Genomic DNA, 13,809 nt, shown 5'->3' with positions numbered 1-13,809 from the left:
GCCTTGCTCCTTTGCTATTTTATGGGGAAGGTTGTGCTTAGCTTATGATTCCCAAGGGCGCTGTCGTTTTATAGGCGCCCCGAGTAAAGTCAGGAAATTCTTGTGGAGCCCCATTGGCTGCCACGGAAGCTTCGCTTAAGGGAGAAACCGCACTCCATAGGCAACCTTCGTAAACGTTTTGGTCTAAAGGCTCCCCGTTTCTTAAACATTCAACGATACGGAATAACATTATAAAGTCCATTCCGCCATGACCGCCCATCTTTCTGGCCAGTTCACCTACCCGTTTATATAAAGGATGTTCGTATTTCTCGTAAATTTTGGCCAAGCCCTCGCCTTCTGCCCAGTGATGGTGGTCTTCCGTAGCACCTTCAACACCACCTTCCAAGGCGATTCGGGTCGGAAAGCCGGCCAAAGTGCCCTTGGTTCCCTGAATCATATTGTGACGGGTATAGGGGCGTGGACTGGTTTCGTCCCACTGTACCATAATGGTACGGCCCAAAGTACTCTTAATGATAGAGGTATTGATATCCCCTCCTTTGTAATCTAATTTATTCCATTTATGATCTGCAGGGAAGTTCTTTTCGGCATACAGTTTACGGCCCTTTGCGGGAGATGAGAACGAATTGATAAACTTGAAGTTATCTTCTGTACGTGCAATGTTCATATACTGTGCTACGGGACCCAAACCATGGGTTGGATAGAGATTTCCATCTCTATGGGCATAATGTGGTGTTCTCCAAGAACCTGTACCACGGTCTACCTCATTCATTTGAAAACGCAATTCATGGATATAGGCTGCCTCGCCATGCAATAATTCCCCGATTACCCCTTTTCTACACATGTTCAAGTACAACAGCTCATCTCTGCCGTAGTTGACATTTTCCATCATCATACAGTGTTTCTTCGTTTTTTCCGAAGTGTCAACAATGTCCCACATTTCTTGCAAGGTCAATGCCAATGGTACTTCTACAAAAGCATGGCTGCCGGCATTCATGGCCGCGATGGCCATAGGGGCGTGTAATCCCCAAGGCGTTGCGATGATTACGGCATCGGGTTTTTCTTCCTTCAGCATTTTTTTCCAATCGTTCTCACCATCGGTATACAATTTCACCTTCTTATGTCGCTGACCTTTACCGACTTCTTTACAGACATTTGCGGATTTTTTGGCCAAGTCTTCATAGAGGTCGGAAATAGCAACGACCTCTGTACCTTCTATTGCCGCAATTTGAGACACATGTCCAGATCCTCTAGCTCCTACCCCGATAAAGGCAAAACGCACCTTGTCTAATTTAGGTGCTGCAAAGCCTCCCATGTATTGGGCCGAGTAAGGCCTGTCCGTTCCTAAAAAATTAGCTTGGGAAATATTCGGTGCCAATGCGATGCCGGCCCCTACCAATGAGGTTTTTTTTAGGAAATTTCTTCTGTTCGAATTCATCTGTCTTTTTTTGTGGTTGTTTGTAGAAATGAGTCTACAATATAAAGAAGTTTTAGGTAATTTGAAGATAATAGGATACTGCAATTCAAAAAGTAGTGCCAAGGGCCCTTTATTTTTTTGAAAGGCCCTTATGAGAACCTACCTTCGTAAAAGATGATAAAAGAACAGTGCTTCGGGTTTTTGGCTACCCCTGCTTTATGGAGGGAAATGGAATTCGGAATAGAACAATTCGTTTTTCCCGATATCGATTTGCATGGATTTACTCCACGACCAATTTTAAAAAAAATGCGCCTTGGCCATCAAATGGAAGAGGTATTCTCCCGCTTGTTGATTCATGACACTACCTACGAACTACTGCTGCACAATCTGCCGATCAAAGACCATAACCGGACCATTGGCGAAATTGACTTTATACTACGGCATAGGGAGACGAAAAAATTGATACATGTGGAATTGACCTATAAATTCTATATCGTAGACCCGAGCCTACCAGAGCCCATTCACCGATTGGTCGGCCCTAACCGTAGGGATTTGTTCTTTAGTAAAATGGAAAAGATAAGGGACAGGCAGTTTGCCCTTTTGCATACGGAAAGTGGTATCAAGGCTTTATCGGAAAGAGGCATCGACCATGAAGCCATTGTTCATCAAGCCTGTTTTAAGGCCCAATTGTTCATGCCCTTTCAAAAGCCCCATATTCATATAGAACCTTTAAATACAGCTTGTGTTTATGGGTATTGGCTTCGCTTGGAGGACTTTGATACCGCCGATTTTAAAACCTACCATTATTACCTGCCCATTAAATCGGAATGGGTCGTTGCACCGCACAACAACGTTGATTGGTCTTCCCATTCCGAAATTTTAAAAGAAGTGCGCCTACGTATCGAAAATACAAGTGCCCCCATGGTCTGGCTGAAAAAATCGGATGGCCAATTCGAAAAACTATTTGTGGCCTGGTGGTAAGTAAGACCTGTGAAGGGCCTAGGTTTAAAATATGTCTATATCTCCCTTACCTTCCCTGACGACTTCGGCTTCCCCATTCGATAGGTCGATAACCGTTGACGCCACATTATCGCCATAACCGCCGTCGATTACGATATCGACCAAGTTCTCCCATTTTTCAAAAATGAGTTCCGGGTCGGTGGTGTATTCCAACAGATCATCATCATCACGAATGGAAGTAGAAACTATGGGGTTGCCCAGTCCTTCCACCAGTGCCCTGGCTATGGTGTTGTCAGGTACCCTGATTCCAACGGTTTTTCGCTTCTTGAAATCTTTGGGGAGATTGTTGTTACCCGGAAGAATGAAGGTATAGGGCCCCGGTAAGGCCCTTTTGAGAATTTTAAAGGTGGCCGTATCGATTTGACGAACGTAATCTGACAGATTGCTCAAATCGGCACAGATAAAAGACCAGTTGGCCTTGGCCAATTTAATTCCTTTGATTCGGGCAATTTTTTCCAAGGCGCGCGAATTGGTAATATCGCAACCTAGGCCATAGACCGTGTCGGTTGGGTAAATGATCAGCCCGCCCTTGCGCAAAACATCGACTACCCTTTTTACTTCCTTTGGGTTCGGATTGTCCTTATATATTTTTATAAACTCTGCCATAGCATTTCACTTATAAGACCTTATCTAAATTACTACATTTTTTTCTTCTCTCAAACCCTATGGATCACCCCCTGCCTTATGGGATTGTTTTTCTGTCTATTTATTCACTTTTAAGGAAAAGCAATGATATGGTTTAAAACAACAAAGCCCCATGAATCTATTTCTTGGGGCTTTGTTTATAGTGTAATGAATCGTCACCTAACCTATAACTTCCAATTTGGCAAAGCGAAGCAATAATTTCTTTACGTCGCCCTTTTCAAATTGGATCTCGGCCTTTCGGTCATTGCCCACACCTTCTATTTTCAATACTTTTCCTCGACCAAATCGCGTATGGTTGATAAGGCAGCCTTCTGCCAGATTGGGGTCTACCGAATTGGTGTTGCCCACGGGCGTAGCCAGGTCCGGTTTGAGTTTCCGCAGTTTTCTAAGCTGGTTTTCATTCGGTTTTTTTCGACTTGGCGGGGTGCCTTTCACCGGTTTGTTCTGACGTAACCTGCTTTTGTCCACCTCTCCGAAAATATCGCCGTCCAATAAAGGTTTGTACCGATAGCCGGTATCGATCGGAGTGAGGTTTTCTATGTATTTCTCATCGATTTCCTCTAAGAACCGACTGGGTTCGGCATCTATCAGTTTGCCCCATCGGTACCTGTTTTGTGTATAGGTAAGATAGGCTTGCTTTTCGGCCCGGGTCAGGGCCACATAGAACAACCTTCGCTCTTCTTCCAATTCGCTACGGGTATTCATACTCATTCCTGAAGGGAAGAGGTCTTCCTCCATACCTACGATATAAACATAGGGAAACTCCAATCCCTTGGCCAGGTGAATGGTCATTAGGGCCACGCGGTCATCATCGCCTTTATCGTTATCCAAATCCGTTGCCAAGGCCACATCTTCCAAGAATTCACTAATACTTCCTGTAGCATCGGCAATTTCTTTCTGTCCTTCCACAAAATCCTTTATACCGTTGAGCAACTCTTCAATATTTTCCATTTTACCGATACCTTCTGGCGTTCCGTCTTTTTTAAACTCTAAAAGGAGTCCGGATTTTTTGGCCACATGTTCGGCCAAGGTAAAGGCGTCGGTCGTTTCGTTCATGATCTGGAAACTGCGGATCATAGTGGTAAAATCTTGTAGCTTTCGCTTGGTGCCCGCGTTGATTTTTAAATCAATTTTATCGAGATTCTGAATAACCTCAAAAATGGAACGGTTGTAATGATTGGCCGCTACCGTAAGTTTATCAAGGGTGGTCTGTCCTATACCCCTTGCCGGGAAATTGATGACCCGTTTAAGGGCCTCCTCGTCTTTCGGGTTGATTACCAATCGCAAGTATCCCAAAACATCCTTGATTTCCTTCCGTTGGTAAAAGGATAGTCCCCCATAGATACGATATGGAATATCGCGCTTTCGTAAGGCGTCTTCTATGGCGCGGGACTGTGAGTTGGTGCGGTAGAGCACGGCAAATTCGCCATTGCCCATCTGTTCGTTCATCTTATGGTCCCAAATGGATCCGGCTACGAAACGCCCTTCCTCGGCATCGGTGGTACTGCGGTGTACCTTGATCGGAGGGCCGTCATCGTTCGAGGTCCAAACCACTTTCTCTAACTGGTCTTTGTTCTTTTCGATAATGGAGTTGGCCGCATTTACGATATTTCGTGTAGACCTATAGTTCTGTTCAAGGCGGTACATGCCCACATTTTCATAATCGCGTTGAAAGTTGAGGATGTTGCTGATATTCGCCCCGCGGAAAGAATAGATACTCTGTGCATCATCGCCCACCACACAAATATTATGATAGCGGTCGGCTAGGGCCTTTACGATCAAATATTGGGAATGGTTGGTATCTTGGTACTCATCTACCAAAATATATCGGAACCGGTCTTGGTACTTCATAAGCACTTCGGGGAAGCGGTTCAATAGCTCGTTGGTGCGCAACAACAAATCATCAAAGTCCATCGCACCGGCCTTAAAGCAACGCTCTACGTAGTTCTGGTAGATTTCTCCCATTCTTGGCCTTTTGGCCATGGCATCGGCTTCTACCAGTTCAGGGTTCTGCATATAGGCCTTTACGGTAATCAGGCTGTTCTTGTATGAGGATATACGGTTCTGCACCTGTTTGTACTTATAGATATCCTTGTCGAGTCCCATTTCCTTGATAATGGAAGCCAACAGCCTTTGCGAATCTTGGGTGTCATATATGGTGAAATTACTCGGGAAGCCCAATTTATCGCCATCGTACCGCAATAACTTGGCAAAAACGGAGTGAAAGGTACCCATCCAAAGGTTTTTGGTCTCTGCCCTACCCGCAATCTTGGCGATACGCTCTTTCATTTCACGTGCGGCCTTGTTGGTAAAGGTCAATGCCAATATGTTAAAAGCATCAACACCTTGTTGCATCAAATAGGCTATACGATAGGTAAGCACCCTTGTCTTGCCCGAGCCGGCTCCGGCAATGACCATTAAGGGGCCATCTTTATGCAGAACGGGAGCCCTTTGGGCGTCGTTCAGTTCATCTATAAAATTATCCAATTTACTAGGGTATTTTTTGTAGCGGTGAATTTAACCATAAATAGGTTTACCTTAAAACATAGTTGACCTCTTTTATAAACAGAGGGTTCCGTTTATGTCGAAATCAGGGAGTCCGTTCGAGGCATGGGAGTGCGTGCCGCTCTATGCGTTCAACCGTGCAACACGGTAGCCGCATATAACGATAAATTTGTAAAAATGGGGAAAAGCAGGTTATACGTTAAACCTGAAGTGCATGATATCGCCATCCTTCACGATATATTCCTTGCCTTCTACGCGCATCTTACCCGCTTCCTTAACTTTGGCTTCACTTCCAAATTGAACAAAATCCTTATAAGAAATCACCTCGGCGCGGATAAATCCTTTTTCAAAATCGGTATGGATTACCCCAGCTGCTTGAGGAGCGGTAGCGCCAACGGGAATCGTCCATGCACGAACTTCCTTGACCCCCGCCGTAAAATAGGTCTCAAGGTTGAGCAATTTATAGGCGCCACGAATCAATTTAGCCGAACCCGGTTCTTCCAAACCAAGGTCTTCTAAGAACATTTGGCGTTCTTCATAGGTTTCAAGTTCGGTAATATCCGCTTCGGTACCAACGGCCAAGACGATTACTTCTGCGTTCTCTTGGGCAACGGCGGCCTTTACTTTTTCTACATAGTCATTTCCTGTAGCGGCGGCATCTTCATCTACATTACAAACATACATTACAGGCTTATCGGTAATGAATTGCAAGGGTTTTACAAATTCGTTTCTATCGTCTTCCGATATATCGATGGCGCGAACCGAAGTTCCCGCTTCCAAACCTTCTTTCAGCTTCAAGAGCACCGCTTCTTCTTTTTGGGCTTCCTTATTACCCGTCTTGGCGGCACGCTTTACCTTGTCCAGTTTTTTATCTACCGTCTCAAGATCTTTCAATTGAAGTTCCATATCAATGGTCTCTTTGTCCCTTATCGGATCGACGGAACCATCGACATGAACAATATTGTCATTGTCAAAACAACGGAGTACATGTAGTATAGCATCGGTTTCACGAATGTTTCCCAAGAACTGGTTTCCCAGTCCTTCCCCTTTACTAGCCCCTTTTACCAAACCGGCAATATCTACGATTTCAACCGTTGCGGGCAAAACACGTTCTGGATCTACCAATGATTCCAATTTCTCTAACCGGGCATCGGGAACGTTTACCACCCCGATATTTGGTTCTATCGTACAAAAAGGAAAATTGGCACTTTGCGCCTTGGCGTTGGAAAGACAATTGAACAGAGTTGATTTTCCTACGTTTGGCAATCCTACAATACCTGCTTTCATCTTGAAATTTGTAATTAAAGTTTGAATAAATTAAAAAGGGCTTCTAAAATAGGGTGCAAAGATAACTTTTTGAATTGGTATTTTTAATAAATCTACTCTCCTCTTGCTTAGGTCTTATAAGTAGATTTAAGTGCTGTAGTCCGTGTTGAAATATTTTCAAAAAAATAAGTGTATCGTTGACATATAATCATGAAATAACCAAAAATGACAAATTAAATTAAAACATTTAACGTTATTTTAGTAATCATTGCATATATTTAGACCAAGCCCAGATCTAAAATATGAACACCTTTTCTGAAAAATCTTTATGGGAATTATTTACGGAAGGAGATCAAAACGCCTTTTCTTCATTATTCAAAACCTATTATCCACAACTCTACAGTTACGGAATAAAAATCTCTTCGGACCAATTTATTACTGAGGATTGTCTTCAAAATTTTTTTATCTACTTACATAAAAATCGAGGAAAAATTAGAAAAGTTGACCACGTAAAATCTTACTTATTTACCTCTTTTCGAAGGGCAATTCTAAAAAGTTTGAAAAAGGAACGGCAATTTAGCTCCTATGACACGTCATTTGAATTAGGTCAGTCTTTTGGATTTTCACCCGAAGAATTGAAAATCGAACAAGAATCGAGCCATATCAAGACGACTACCCTAGCCATCTTACTTAACTCACTTTCCACACGACAGCGAGAAGTCATCTACTTAAAATACTATAGTGGCCTATCTACAAAAGATACCATGGAGGTTATGGATATATCTTATCAAAGCGTATTGAACACCTTGCAGAAGGCCTTTACCAAACTAAGAAATGAGATCGAAGATCGAGAAATATCGGCGGTCTTTGAAAAAACTTAAAAATAATAGGGTATAAATAATAAACATTAGCCTCTTTATTAGTGAAGCCCCTGTTTATGAGCAAAGAAGAACTATCCCTCTTAGAGATACTGATCGACGATATATCGTTCGTAAACTGGGCAAAGAACCATAATCAAAACGATGTGGCCTTCTGGAACAAATGGATTGGGCAACATCCTGATAAAATAGAAACGGTGTACAATGCCAAGGCTATAATATTAGGTATCAAATTCAACAAGACCCAGGTTTCGGAAACTAAAATAGATCAAGCCCTTAGCGATATACTAGCCCTAGTAGAAGTGGAAGAAAAAAGTATTAATAAGGAAAGATTTTCGTTCATTACCGTAAAATATATGGCAATGGCGACCACCTTGGTTCTCATGATAAGCTTGGCCTATATTTTTATACCTGCCGATACCACGGTTACCCACACTACCCTATTTGGGGAAATCATCGATTTAAAACTGCCCGATGGTACGTCTGTCATCTTAAACGGTAATTCTCAAATAAGTTATGACAAAAGCAGCCCCCGAAATATAAATCTATCGGGAGAGGCTTACTTTAAGGTAAAAGCCATTCCCTCTACCAAAGCCAAATTCTGGGTGAATACCAAAGATTTAAAGGTAGAAGTATTCGGAACACAATTCCATGTAAGCACCCGAAACAATAAGACCGGCGTTCTTTTAGATGAAGGCTGCATTGAGCTTTTGCTGGGGAACGGCACCTCCCAAAAAATGAAACCGGGCGAATTGGTATCGTATTCCAATGAAGACAAGGCCATAACCCACGACAGGGTGACCCAAGAACTTTCCTATTCCTTATGGCGTGAAGGAACCTATATATTCAACAACACCTCGGTATATGAGGTCATGAAAAATATAGAACAGGCCTATGGCCTAAAAACGGAATTCATTGACGAAGAACTAAAACATCAAAAACTTACGGGAGGCATCCCCAACCAAAATCTAAAAATCTGTTTGTCGGCTATAGAAAAATCGACAGGAACCCGAATTGTCGAGAAAGACAATAGACTTTTAATGTTTAAAAATTAACTCAAAATCAAATCATTACTATGAGAAACACTATTATGAAAACACTGTTAGCCGCTAGCCTGTTGATCGGAAGTATTCCGATTCAGGCTTCGGACAAAAACCTTGACAGGGAAGCGGAAAATTACGTTACCCTTTCCGATTTTCTCGCCGAGATAAGTAAAAAACACAAGGTTTTTTTTACGTATAATGCCAGCCTTATATCTGGGGAGAATCTAAATCCTGAGGAATACCGATATAATAAGCTCAATAAAATCATACATAAACTCGAGAGTAAAACCAGTTTTGACTTTGAGTATTTGGGCAATAGCTATTATGTCGTATACCACAAGAAAGCCGAGAAAATAAAAACTAAGAAGCTTTTTCTTAATACTTTGGGCCACACTACCACTTTGGATCTATCCGTACTTCAGCAATCCGTTTCAGGAAAGGTTGAAGATCAAGATGGCAACCCGCTAGCAGGTGTTAATGTGGTGGAAAAGGGAACGACCAATGGTACCACTACCGATTTTGACGGAAATTATACCATTGAGGTTTCCGATAATGCCACCTTGGTCTATAGTTATATAGGATTTCCGACCACGGAAAAAAAGGTAGCGGGAAAATCGGTTATAAACGTATCGCTTAGTGAGGGCGTACAATTGGAGGAGTTTATTGTTGTAGGGTCGCGAACCGCTCCTCGAAGCAACACGGATACACCGTTACCCGTTGACGTTGTGGGTGTCAAGGAATTAACTTCTACAGGGCAAGCGACATTTGATAAAGCTTTACAGTATAGAATTCCCTCGTTCAACACGGTTCAAACACCCGTAAACGATGCCACCTCCTTACTCGATCCTTATGAAATTCGTAATATGGGTCCAAGTAGGACCCTGATCTTGATAAATGGTAAACGTAAGAACTTGAGTGCCCTTTTGTACACACAAACCTCACCGGGACGTGGTGAAACCGGTGCGGATATTTCCGCCATACCGACAGACGCCATAAAAAGAGTGGAAATCCTTAGGGATGGTGCTTCGGCCCAATATGGTTCCGATGCCATTGCCGGTGTTATGAATATCATCCTTAAAGATAGTCCCAATGAAGGTTCCGCCACGGTGCGTACGGGAATTACCTCGGAAGGTGACGGTGAAATGTTCGGGGTATCCTTGAATAATGGAAGTTCAATAGGCGAAGACAAGGGTTTTATCAATTACACCATTGATTTATCTAAAGTAAACCAGGCCAATCGACCTGGAACGGTAGATGCCGGCGGTGAATACGCTGATTTTGTTTATCGGGACCCGCTGGATACGGAAAACTACGAAAACGGTCATGATGAAGCGAGTTTGATCGCTAGAAACCAGGCAGGGTTGAACCTGGTAAACAACTTCTTGGCAGAAACCCCTGATGCGGGCAACATCAATGGTTCTCCAGAAACGGCAGCGGCCAAATTTTCGGTCAATTTCGGCTATGATTTAAGTGATAACACACAACTATACGGAAATGCAGCTTATGTGTATAAGGCGGTAAACAGTTTTGCCAACTATAGAACCCCCTACTGGAGGCAAGCCGAGTCATTATCACCGCTTGATATTGACGGAACGGATTATTCGAGCTACTTGACCGACTTTTTTCCTGATGGCCCTAACGGTGCTTATGTAGGTTATGTACCTACCTTTGAGGGTTTGCTTAGTGATTATAACGGTACTATCGGATTCAAGTCGACCATTAATGATTGGAATATAGACGCTAGTTTTACCACTGGTGGTAACTTACAGACCTATAAGGTCAATAATTCACACAATCCTAATTTTGTATACTCCCCTTCGGTCTTTCTCGATGCCAATGGAAATGGTTCGGTAGATGATGGGGAAATCACGGAAGGTTCGCAGTTGTATCGTGAAAATAGTCAACAATCCTTCAATCCTGGTGGAACCAAATTCACACACAACGTTGGGAATATTGATATCTCAAGATTGCTATCCGATAAAATAAGTATAGGTGTCGGTGCTGAGTTCAGAACAGAAACTTTTGAAATCATAGAAGGGGAACTAGCTTCATATGATGGTGGCGGTGCCGATTCATTTGCGGGTGCCTCTCCACAAAACTCCGGTAAATTCAACAGGTATAACATTGGGGGCTATTTAAGTTTAGATTACGACGTAACCGATGCGTTCTTGTTAAGTGGTACTATTAGAACGGAAAACTATTCTGATTTTGGCAATGCTTTTGTATATAAGTTTAGCTCACGTTACAAAGTGGCTGATGCGTTTACCTTAAGAGGTTCGATCTCTTCTGGATTTAGGGCGCCTACCTTACATCAGATCTACACTCAGAAAGCCCAGTATAGTTTTGTTCCCGGTCAAGGTATTCAAGTAGGTGGTTTGATCAACAACGTGTCTACACAAGCCAAACTTTTGGGCATACCGCAATTGGATGCCGAAACGTCTACGAACTTTACCATTGGCTTTGGTGGGAAAATAGCCAATAAATTCAGCTATACTTTCGATTACTACAATATTGCCGTAGAAGATAGAATTGTATTGGGGAATGAAATTGGAGGAAGCGGCGATGCTGCCAACCCGTTAGACGTTCTTTTGGCGAACAATAATTTAAGTGATGTTAGCTTTTTCTCGAACGCCATTGATACAAGGACTTCGGGTGTAGATGTAGTTCTTGCTTATAGGGGCATTGCACTTGGGGCAGGTAGTCTAGATTTGAATTTATCGGGAAACTATACGATTCAAAACGAACTTGATGGTCCGGTCAAGAACATTCCTCTAGTGGAAAACTCAGGTCAATCCGTAGTGAACGGAACCCAAGAGGCCTTGTTTTTTACTTCTCGTCCTGAAACGAAGTGGATTTTTGGAATAAACTATAATATCAATAAATTCGGTTTCTCCCTGAACAATACCTATTTCGGAAAAACAAGGTTCCAACAACAAGGATTGCAAGACCTTGAAGACATTTTTATTAATGCTGCCGATATTCCTGCAGGGGCCGCAGCAGATGGCGGTTCTGATTTGAGTACAGAGTTTACCCCAAAAATCGTGACCGATTTAGGGATAAATTTTAATGCAACCGAAAAGTTTACGATTGCATTGAATGTCAACAATTTATTTAATGTATTGCCCGAATGGAGTTTTGTTGATGCTACGGCAACCGGTCAGGCAATATTAGATGGTGCCGCGGTCGTGAATTCGCCTTCTAACCTGATTACCTTCAACCAAAGGTATTCTCAAATGACTTATGACGGCTACCATTTCAGTCAATTAGGAACCATGTTCAACTTATCGTTGAACTATAAGTTCTAAGCTATTACATTTAAGTATATTATTGCTTGAACAAAAGCCGCCTATAACTAGGCGGCTTTTATTTTGTCTATGTGAATATCAAGAAACAAAAAACCCGGGCAGTGCCCAGGTTTCTATGTAATGTCTTTCGATTAAAAAATTAGCCCAACGCCCTAGCTGTCGGGGTGCATGAATTTTTGTTTGGCCAAAAGGGTCTCTTCCGACTCTACGTGTTCATCATCAGGCACACAACAATCTACCGGGCAGACCGCTGCACACTGTGGCTCTTCATGAAAGCCCATGCATTCGGTGCATTTATCAGGTGAGATATAATAGATCTCATCACTGATCGGTTCTTGTACCTCGTCTGCGTTCACCGCCTTACCGTTTGGAAGCACAACATCCCCTTCGAGAGAAGTGCCATCACTGTAACGCCATTCATCAGCTCCTTCGTAAATTGCAGTATTCGGACACTCAGGCTCACAAGCCCCGCAATTGATGCATTCATCCGTTATAACTATCGCCATATTCGTTTTATTAAGCTGAACGGACTTTAACCCGTTCGTTATATTTTCATTTTAATCTTAAAAGCAAAAATCGATTCAGTATTCTTACTTTTGCACAAAGGTACTTCGGAATACAATTTTGAACAAATATATGAACGACCATCACAAAACTTTTATTGCTTTTGTTAAACTCGGCCACTTTCTTAGGGAGTTTGTTACATTGGAAACACCAAACGATGAATGGTCGCGAAAATTAGACGAGGCCATTGTCCTATCCAAACATAAAAATGGTTGGTTTACCCGGGAAAATGTAATACACGCACTCAAAAGCTGGGGCGAATTGCTTACCGATGAAAATCTTACCGCTTGGCTATCTGCCTACGACGTCAAACAGAACCGCCCGAAAACGGTGGCCCTGATCATGGCAGGAAACATTCCCTTAGTTGGGTTTCACGACTTTCTGTCGGTACTCATTACCGGAAACAAGGTGTTGGCCAAATTGTCTTCCAACGATAATGTGCTCAATATCTTTATTAAGGATTACTTGGTTTCTATTGAACCTTCCTTAAAAGACAGCATTGAAATTTCCGATGGGCGTCTAGAGGGCTTCGATGCCGTAATCGCTACAGGAAGCAATAATACCTCCCGCTATTTTGAGCACTATTTCAGTAAGGTACCCAATATTATTCGAAAAAACAGAAACTCGGTTGCCGTTTTGACCGGAAACGAATCGACGGAACAGCTCAATGCCCTAGGGGAAGATGTATTCCGTTATTACGGTTTGGGGTGTAGAAGTGTCAGTAAGATATTTGTTCCCGATACCTATGATTTCGATACGCTTTTTAAGGCCGTGTACCCCCACCACCCTATTGTAGAGCACGTTAAATATGCGAATAACTACGATTATAATAAAGCGGTCTATCTGATGTCGGAGTTTAAGATACTCGATAACGGATTTTTGACCCTTAAGGAAGATAAAAGCTATAGCTCCCCTATTGCTTCGCTCTTCTACGAACGTTATAAGGACCTTTCTTCATTGAAGGAAAGGCTTGCGTCTGACACGGATGAACTACAGTGCATTGTGGGGCAAGGTGTCGTAGAGGGGGAAATACCTTTTGGAAAGACCCAACAACCCTCGCTGACGGACTACGCCGACAACCTTGACACTGTTGACTTCCTGTTAAAAAACTAATGGAATTTTTCGTGATAAATAGTTACGTTTTCCCTTAAATTCAAGACCTTTATCCT

Annotated in this window: 10 protein-coding genes; 5 read left to right on the top strand and 5 right to left on the bottom strand. The window is 42.6% G+C overall.

Features of this window, described 5'->3' with window-relative positions:
* Window positions 1-37: 37 nt before the first annotated feature.
* Window positions 38-1,435, bottom strand: coding sequence for a Gfo/Idh/MocA family protein (locus tag ZOBGAL_RS19430; protein WP_013995449.1), 1,398 nt, complete (start codon window positions 1,433-1,435; stop codon window positions 38-40).
* Between the two features lie 153 nt (window positions 1,436-1,588).
* On the opposite strand from ZOBGAL_RS19430, the gene ZOBGAL_RS19425 reads away from it, so the two are divergent.
* Window positions 1,589-2,395, top strand: a complete 807-nt coding sequence (locus ZOBGAL_RS19425; RefSeq protein ID WP_013995448.1) for a DUF1853 family protein — start codon at window positions 1,589-1,591, stop codon at window positions 2,393-2,395.
* A gap of 24 nt (window positions 2,396-2,419) precedes the next feature.
* Here the strand turns inward: ZOBGAL_RS19425 and ZOBGAL_RS19420 are convergent, their stop codons facing one another.
* The 3 genes from ZOBGAL_RS19420 to ychF all read right to left on the bottom strand — a co-directional run bounded on the left by ZOBGAL_RS19420 (window position 2,420) and on the right by ychF (window position 6,871).
* Entirely contained in the window at window positions 2,420-3,040 is a 621-nt protein-coding gene (locus ZOBGAL_RS19420; RefSeq protein WP_013995447.1) for an L-threonylcarbamoyladenylate synthase, read from the bottom strand.
* 198 nt (window positions 3,041-3,238) lie between these two features.
* Window positions 3,239-5,566, bottom strand: coding sequence for an ATP-dependent helicase (locus tag ZOBGAL_RS19415; protein WP_013995446.1), 2,328 nt, complete (start codon window positions 5,564-5,566; stop codon window positions 3,239-3,241).
* 210 nt (window positions 5,567-5,776) lie between these two features.
* Window positions 5,777-6,871 carry a redox-regulated ATPase YchF gene (gene ychF / locus ZOBGAL_RS19410; RefSeq protein ID WP_013995445.1) on the bottom strand — a complete coding sequence of 365 codons (1,095 nt, stop codon included), beginning with the start codon at window positions 6,869-6,871 and terminating at the stop codon, window positions 5,777-5,779.
* 281 nt (window positions 6,872-7,152) lie between these two features.
* Between ychF and ZOBGAL_RS19405 the strand changes: the two genes are divergently transcribed.
* The 3 genes from ZOBGAL_RS19405 to ZOBGAL_RS19395 are packed head-to-tail and all read left to right on the top strand — an operon-like array spanning window position 7,153 to window position 12,076.
* Window positions 7,153-7,731 (top strand): RNA polymerase sigma factor, encoded by a 579-nt coding sequence (locus tag ZOBGAL_RS19405; protein WP_013995444.1) that lies wholly within the window; start codon window positions 7,153-7,155, stop codon window positions 7,729-7,731.
* A 56-nt stretch (window positions 7,732-7,787) separates the two neighbouring features.
* Window positions 7,788-8,783, top strand: a complete 996-nt coding sequence (locus ZOBGAL_RS19400; protein WP_013995443.1) for a FecR family protein — start codon at window positions 7,788-7,790, stop codon at window positions 8,781-8,783.
* 35 nt (window positions 8,784-8,818) lie between these two features.
* A complete protein-coding gene (locus ZOBGAL_RS19395; protein WP_084724407.1) occupies window positions 8,819-12,076 on the top strand; it encodes a TonB-dependent receptor in 3,258 nt (1,085 codons plus the stop codon).
* A 152-nt stretch (window positions 12,077-12,228) separates the two neighbouring features.
* On the opposite strand, the gene ZOBGAL_RS19390 is transcribed toward ZOBGAL_RS19395, so the two are convergent.
* Window positions 12,229-12,582 carry a 4Fe-4S dicluster domain-containing protein gene (locus tag ZOBGAL_RS19390; RefSeq protein ID WP_013995441.1) on the bottom strand — a complete coding sequence of 118 codons (354 nt, stop codon included), beginning with the start codon at window positions 12,580-12,582 and terminating at the stop codon, window positions 12,229-12,231.
* A 130-nt stretch (window positions 12,583-12,712) separates the two neighbouring features.
* On the opposite strand from ZOBGAL_RS19390, the gene ZOBGAL_RS19385 reads away from it, so the two are divergent.
* Window positions 12,713-13,753, top strand: coding sequence for an acyl-CoA reductase (locus ZOBGAL_RS19385; protein WP_013995440.1), 1,041 nt, complete (start codon window positions 12,713-12,715; stop codon window positions 13,751-13,753).
* Window positions 13,754-13,809 lie beyond the last annotated feature (56 nt).

The organism is Zobellia galactanivorans, assembly GCF_000973105.1.
Lineage (GTDB): Bacteria > Bacteroidota > Bacteroidia > Flavobacteriales > Flavobacteriaceae > Zobellia > Zobellia galactanivorans.
Note: the sequence above shows the minus strand (reverse complement) of the source record. Positions and strands in the feature narration are given on the sequence as shown.

Coding starts and splice junctions, on each gene's coding strand:
- ZOBGAL_RS19430 (WP_013995449.1), bottom strand. CDS start 1,435: ATGAATTCGAACAGAAGAAATTTCCTAAAAAAAACCTCATTGGTAGGG.
- ZOBGAL_RS19425 (WP_013995448.1), top strand. CDS start 1,589: ATGATAAAAGAACAGTGCTTCGGGTTTTTGGCTACCCCTGCTTTATGG.
- ZOBGAL_RS19420 (WP_013995447.1), bottom strand. CDS start 3,040: ATGGCAGAGTTTATAAAAATATATAAGGACAATCCGAACCCAAAGGAA.
- ychF (WP_013995445.1), bottom strand. CDS start 6,871: ATGAAAGCAGGTATTGTAGGATTGCCAAACGTAGGAAAATCAACTCTG.
- ZOBGAL_RS19405 (WP_013995444.1), top strand. CDS start 7,153: ATGAACACCTTTTCTGAAAAATCTTTATGGGAATTATTTACGGAAGGA.
- ZOBGAL_RS19400 (WP_013995443.1), top strand. CDS start 7,788: ATGAGCAAAGAAGAACTATCCCTCTTAGAGATACTGATCGACGATATA.
- ZOBGAL_RS19395 (WP_084724407.1), top strand. CDS start 8,819: ATGAAAACACTGTTAGCCGCTAGCCTGTTGATCGGAAGTATTCCGATT.
- ZOBGAL_RS19390 (WP_013995441.1), bottom strand. CDS start 12,582: ATGGCGATAGTTATAACGGATGAATGCATCAATTGCGGGGCTTGTGAG.
- ZOBGAL_RS19385 (WP_013995440.1), top strand. CDS start 12,713: ATGAACGACCATCACAAAACTTTTATTGCTTTTGTTAAACTCGGCCAC.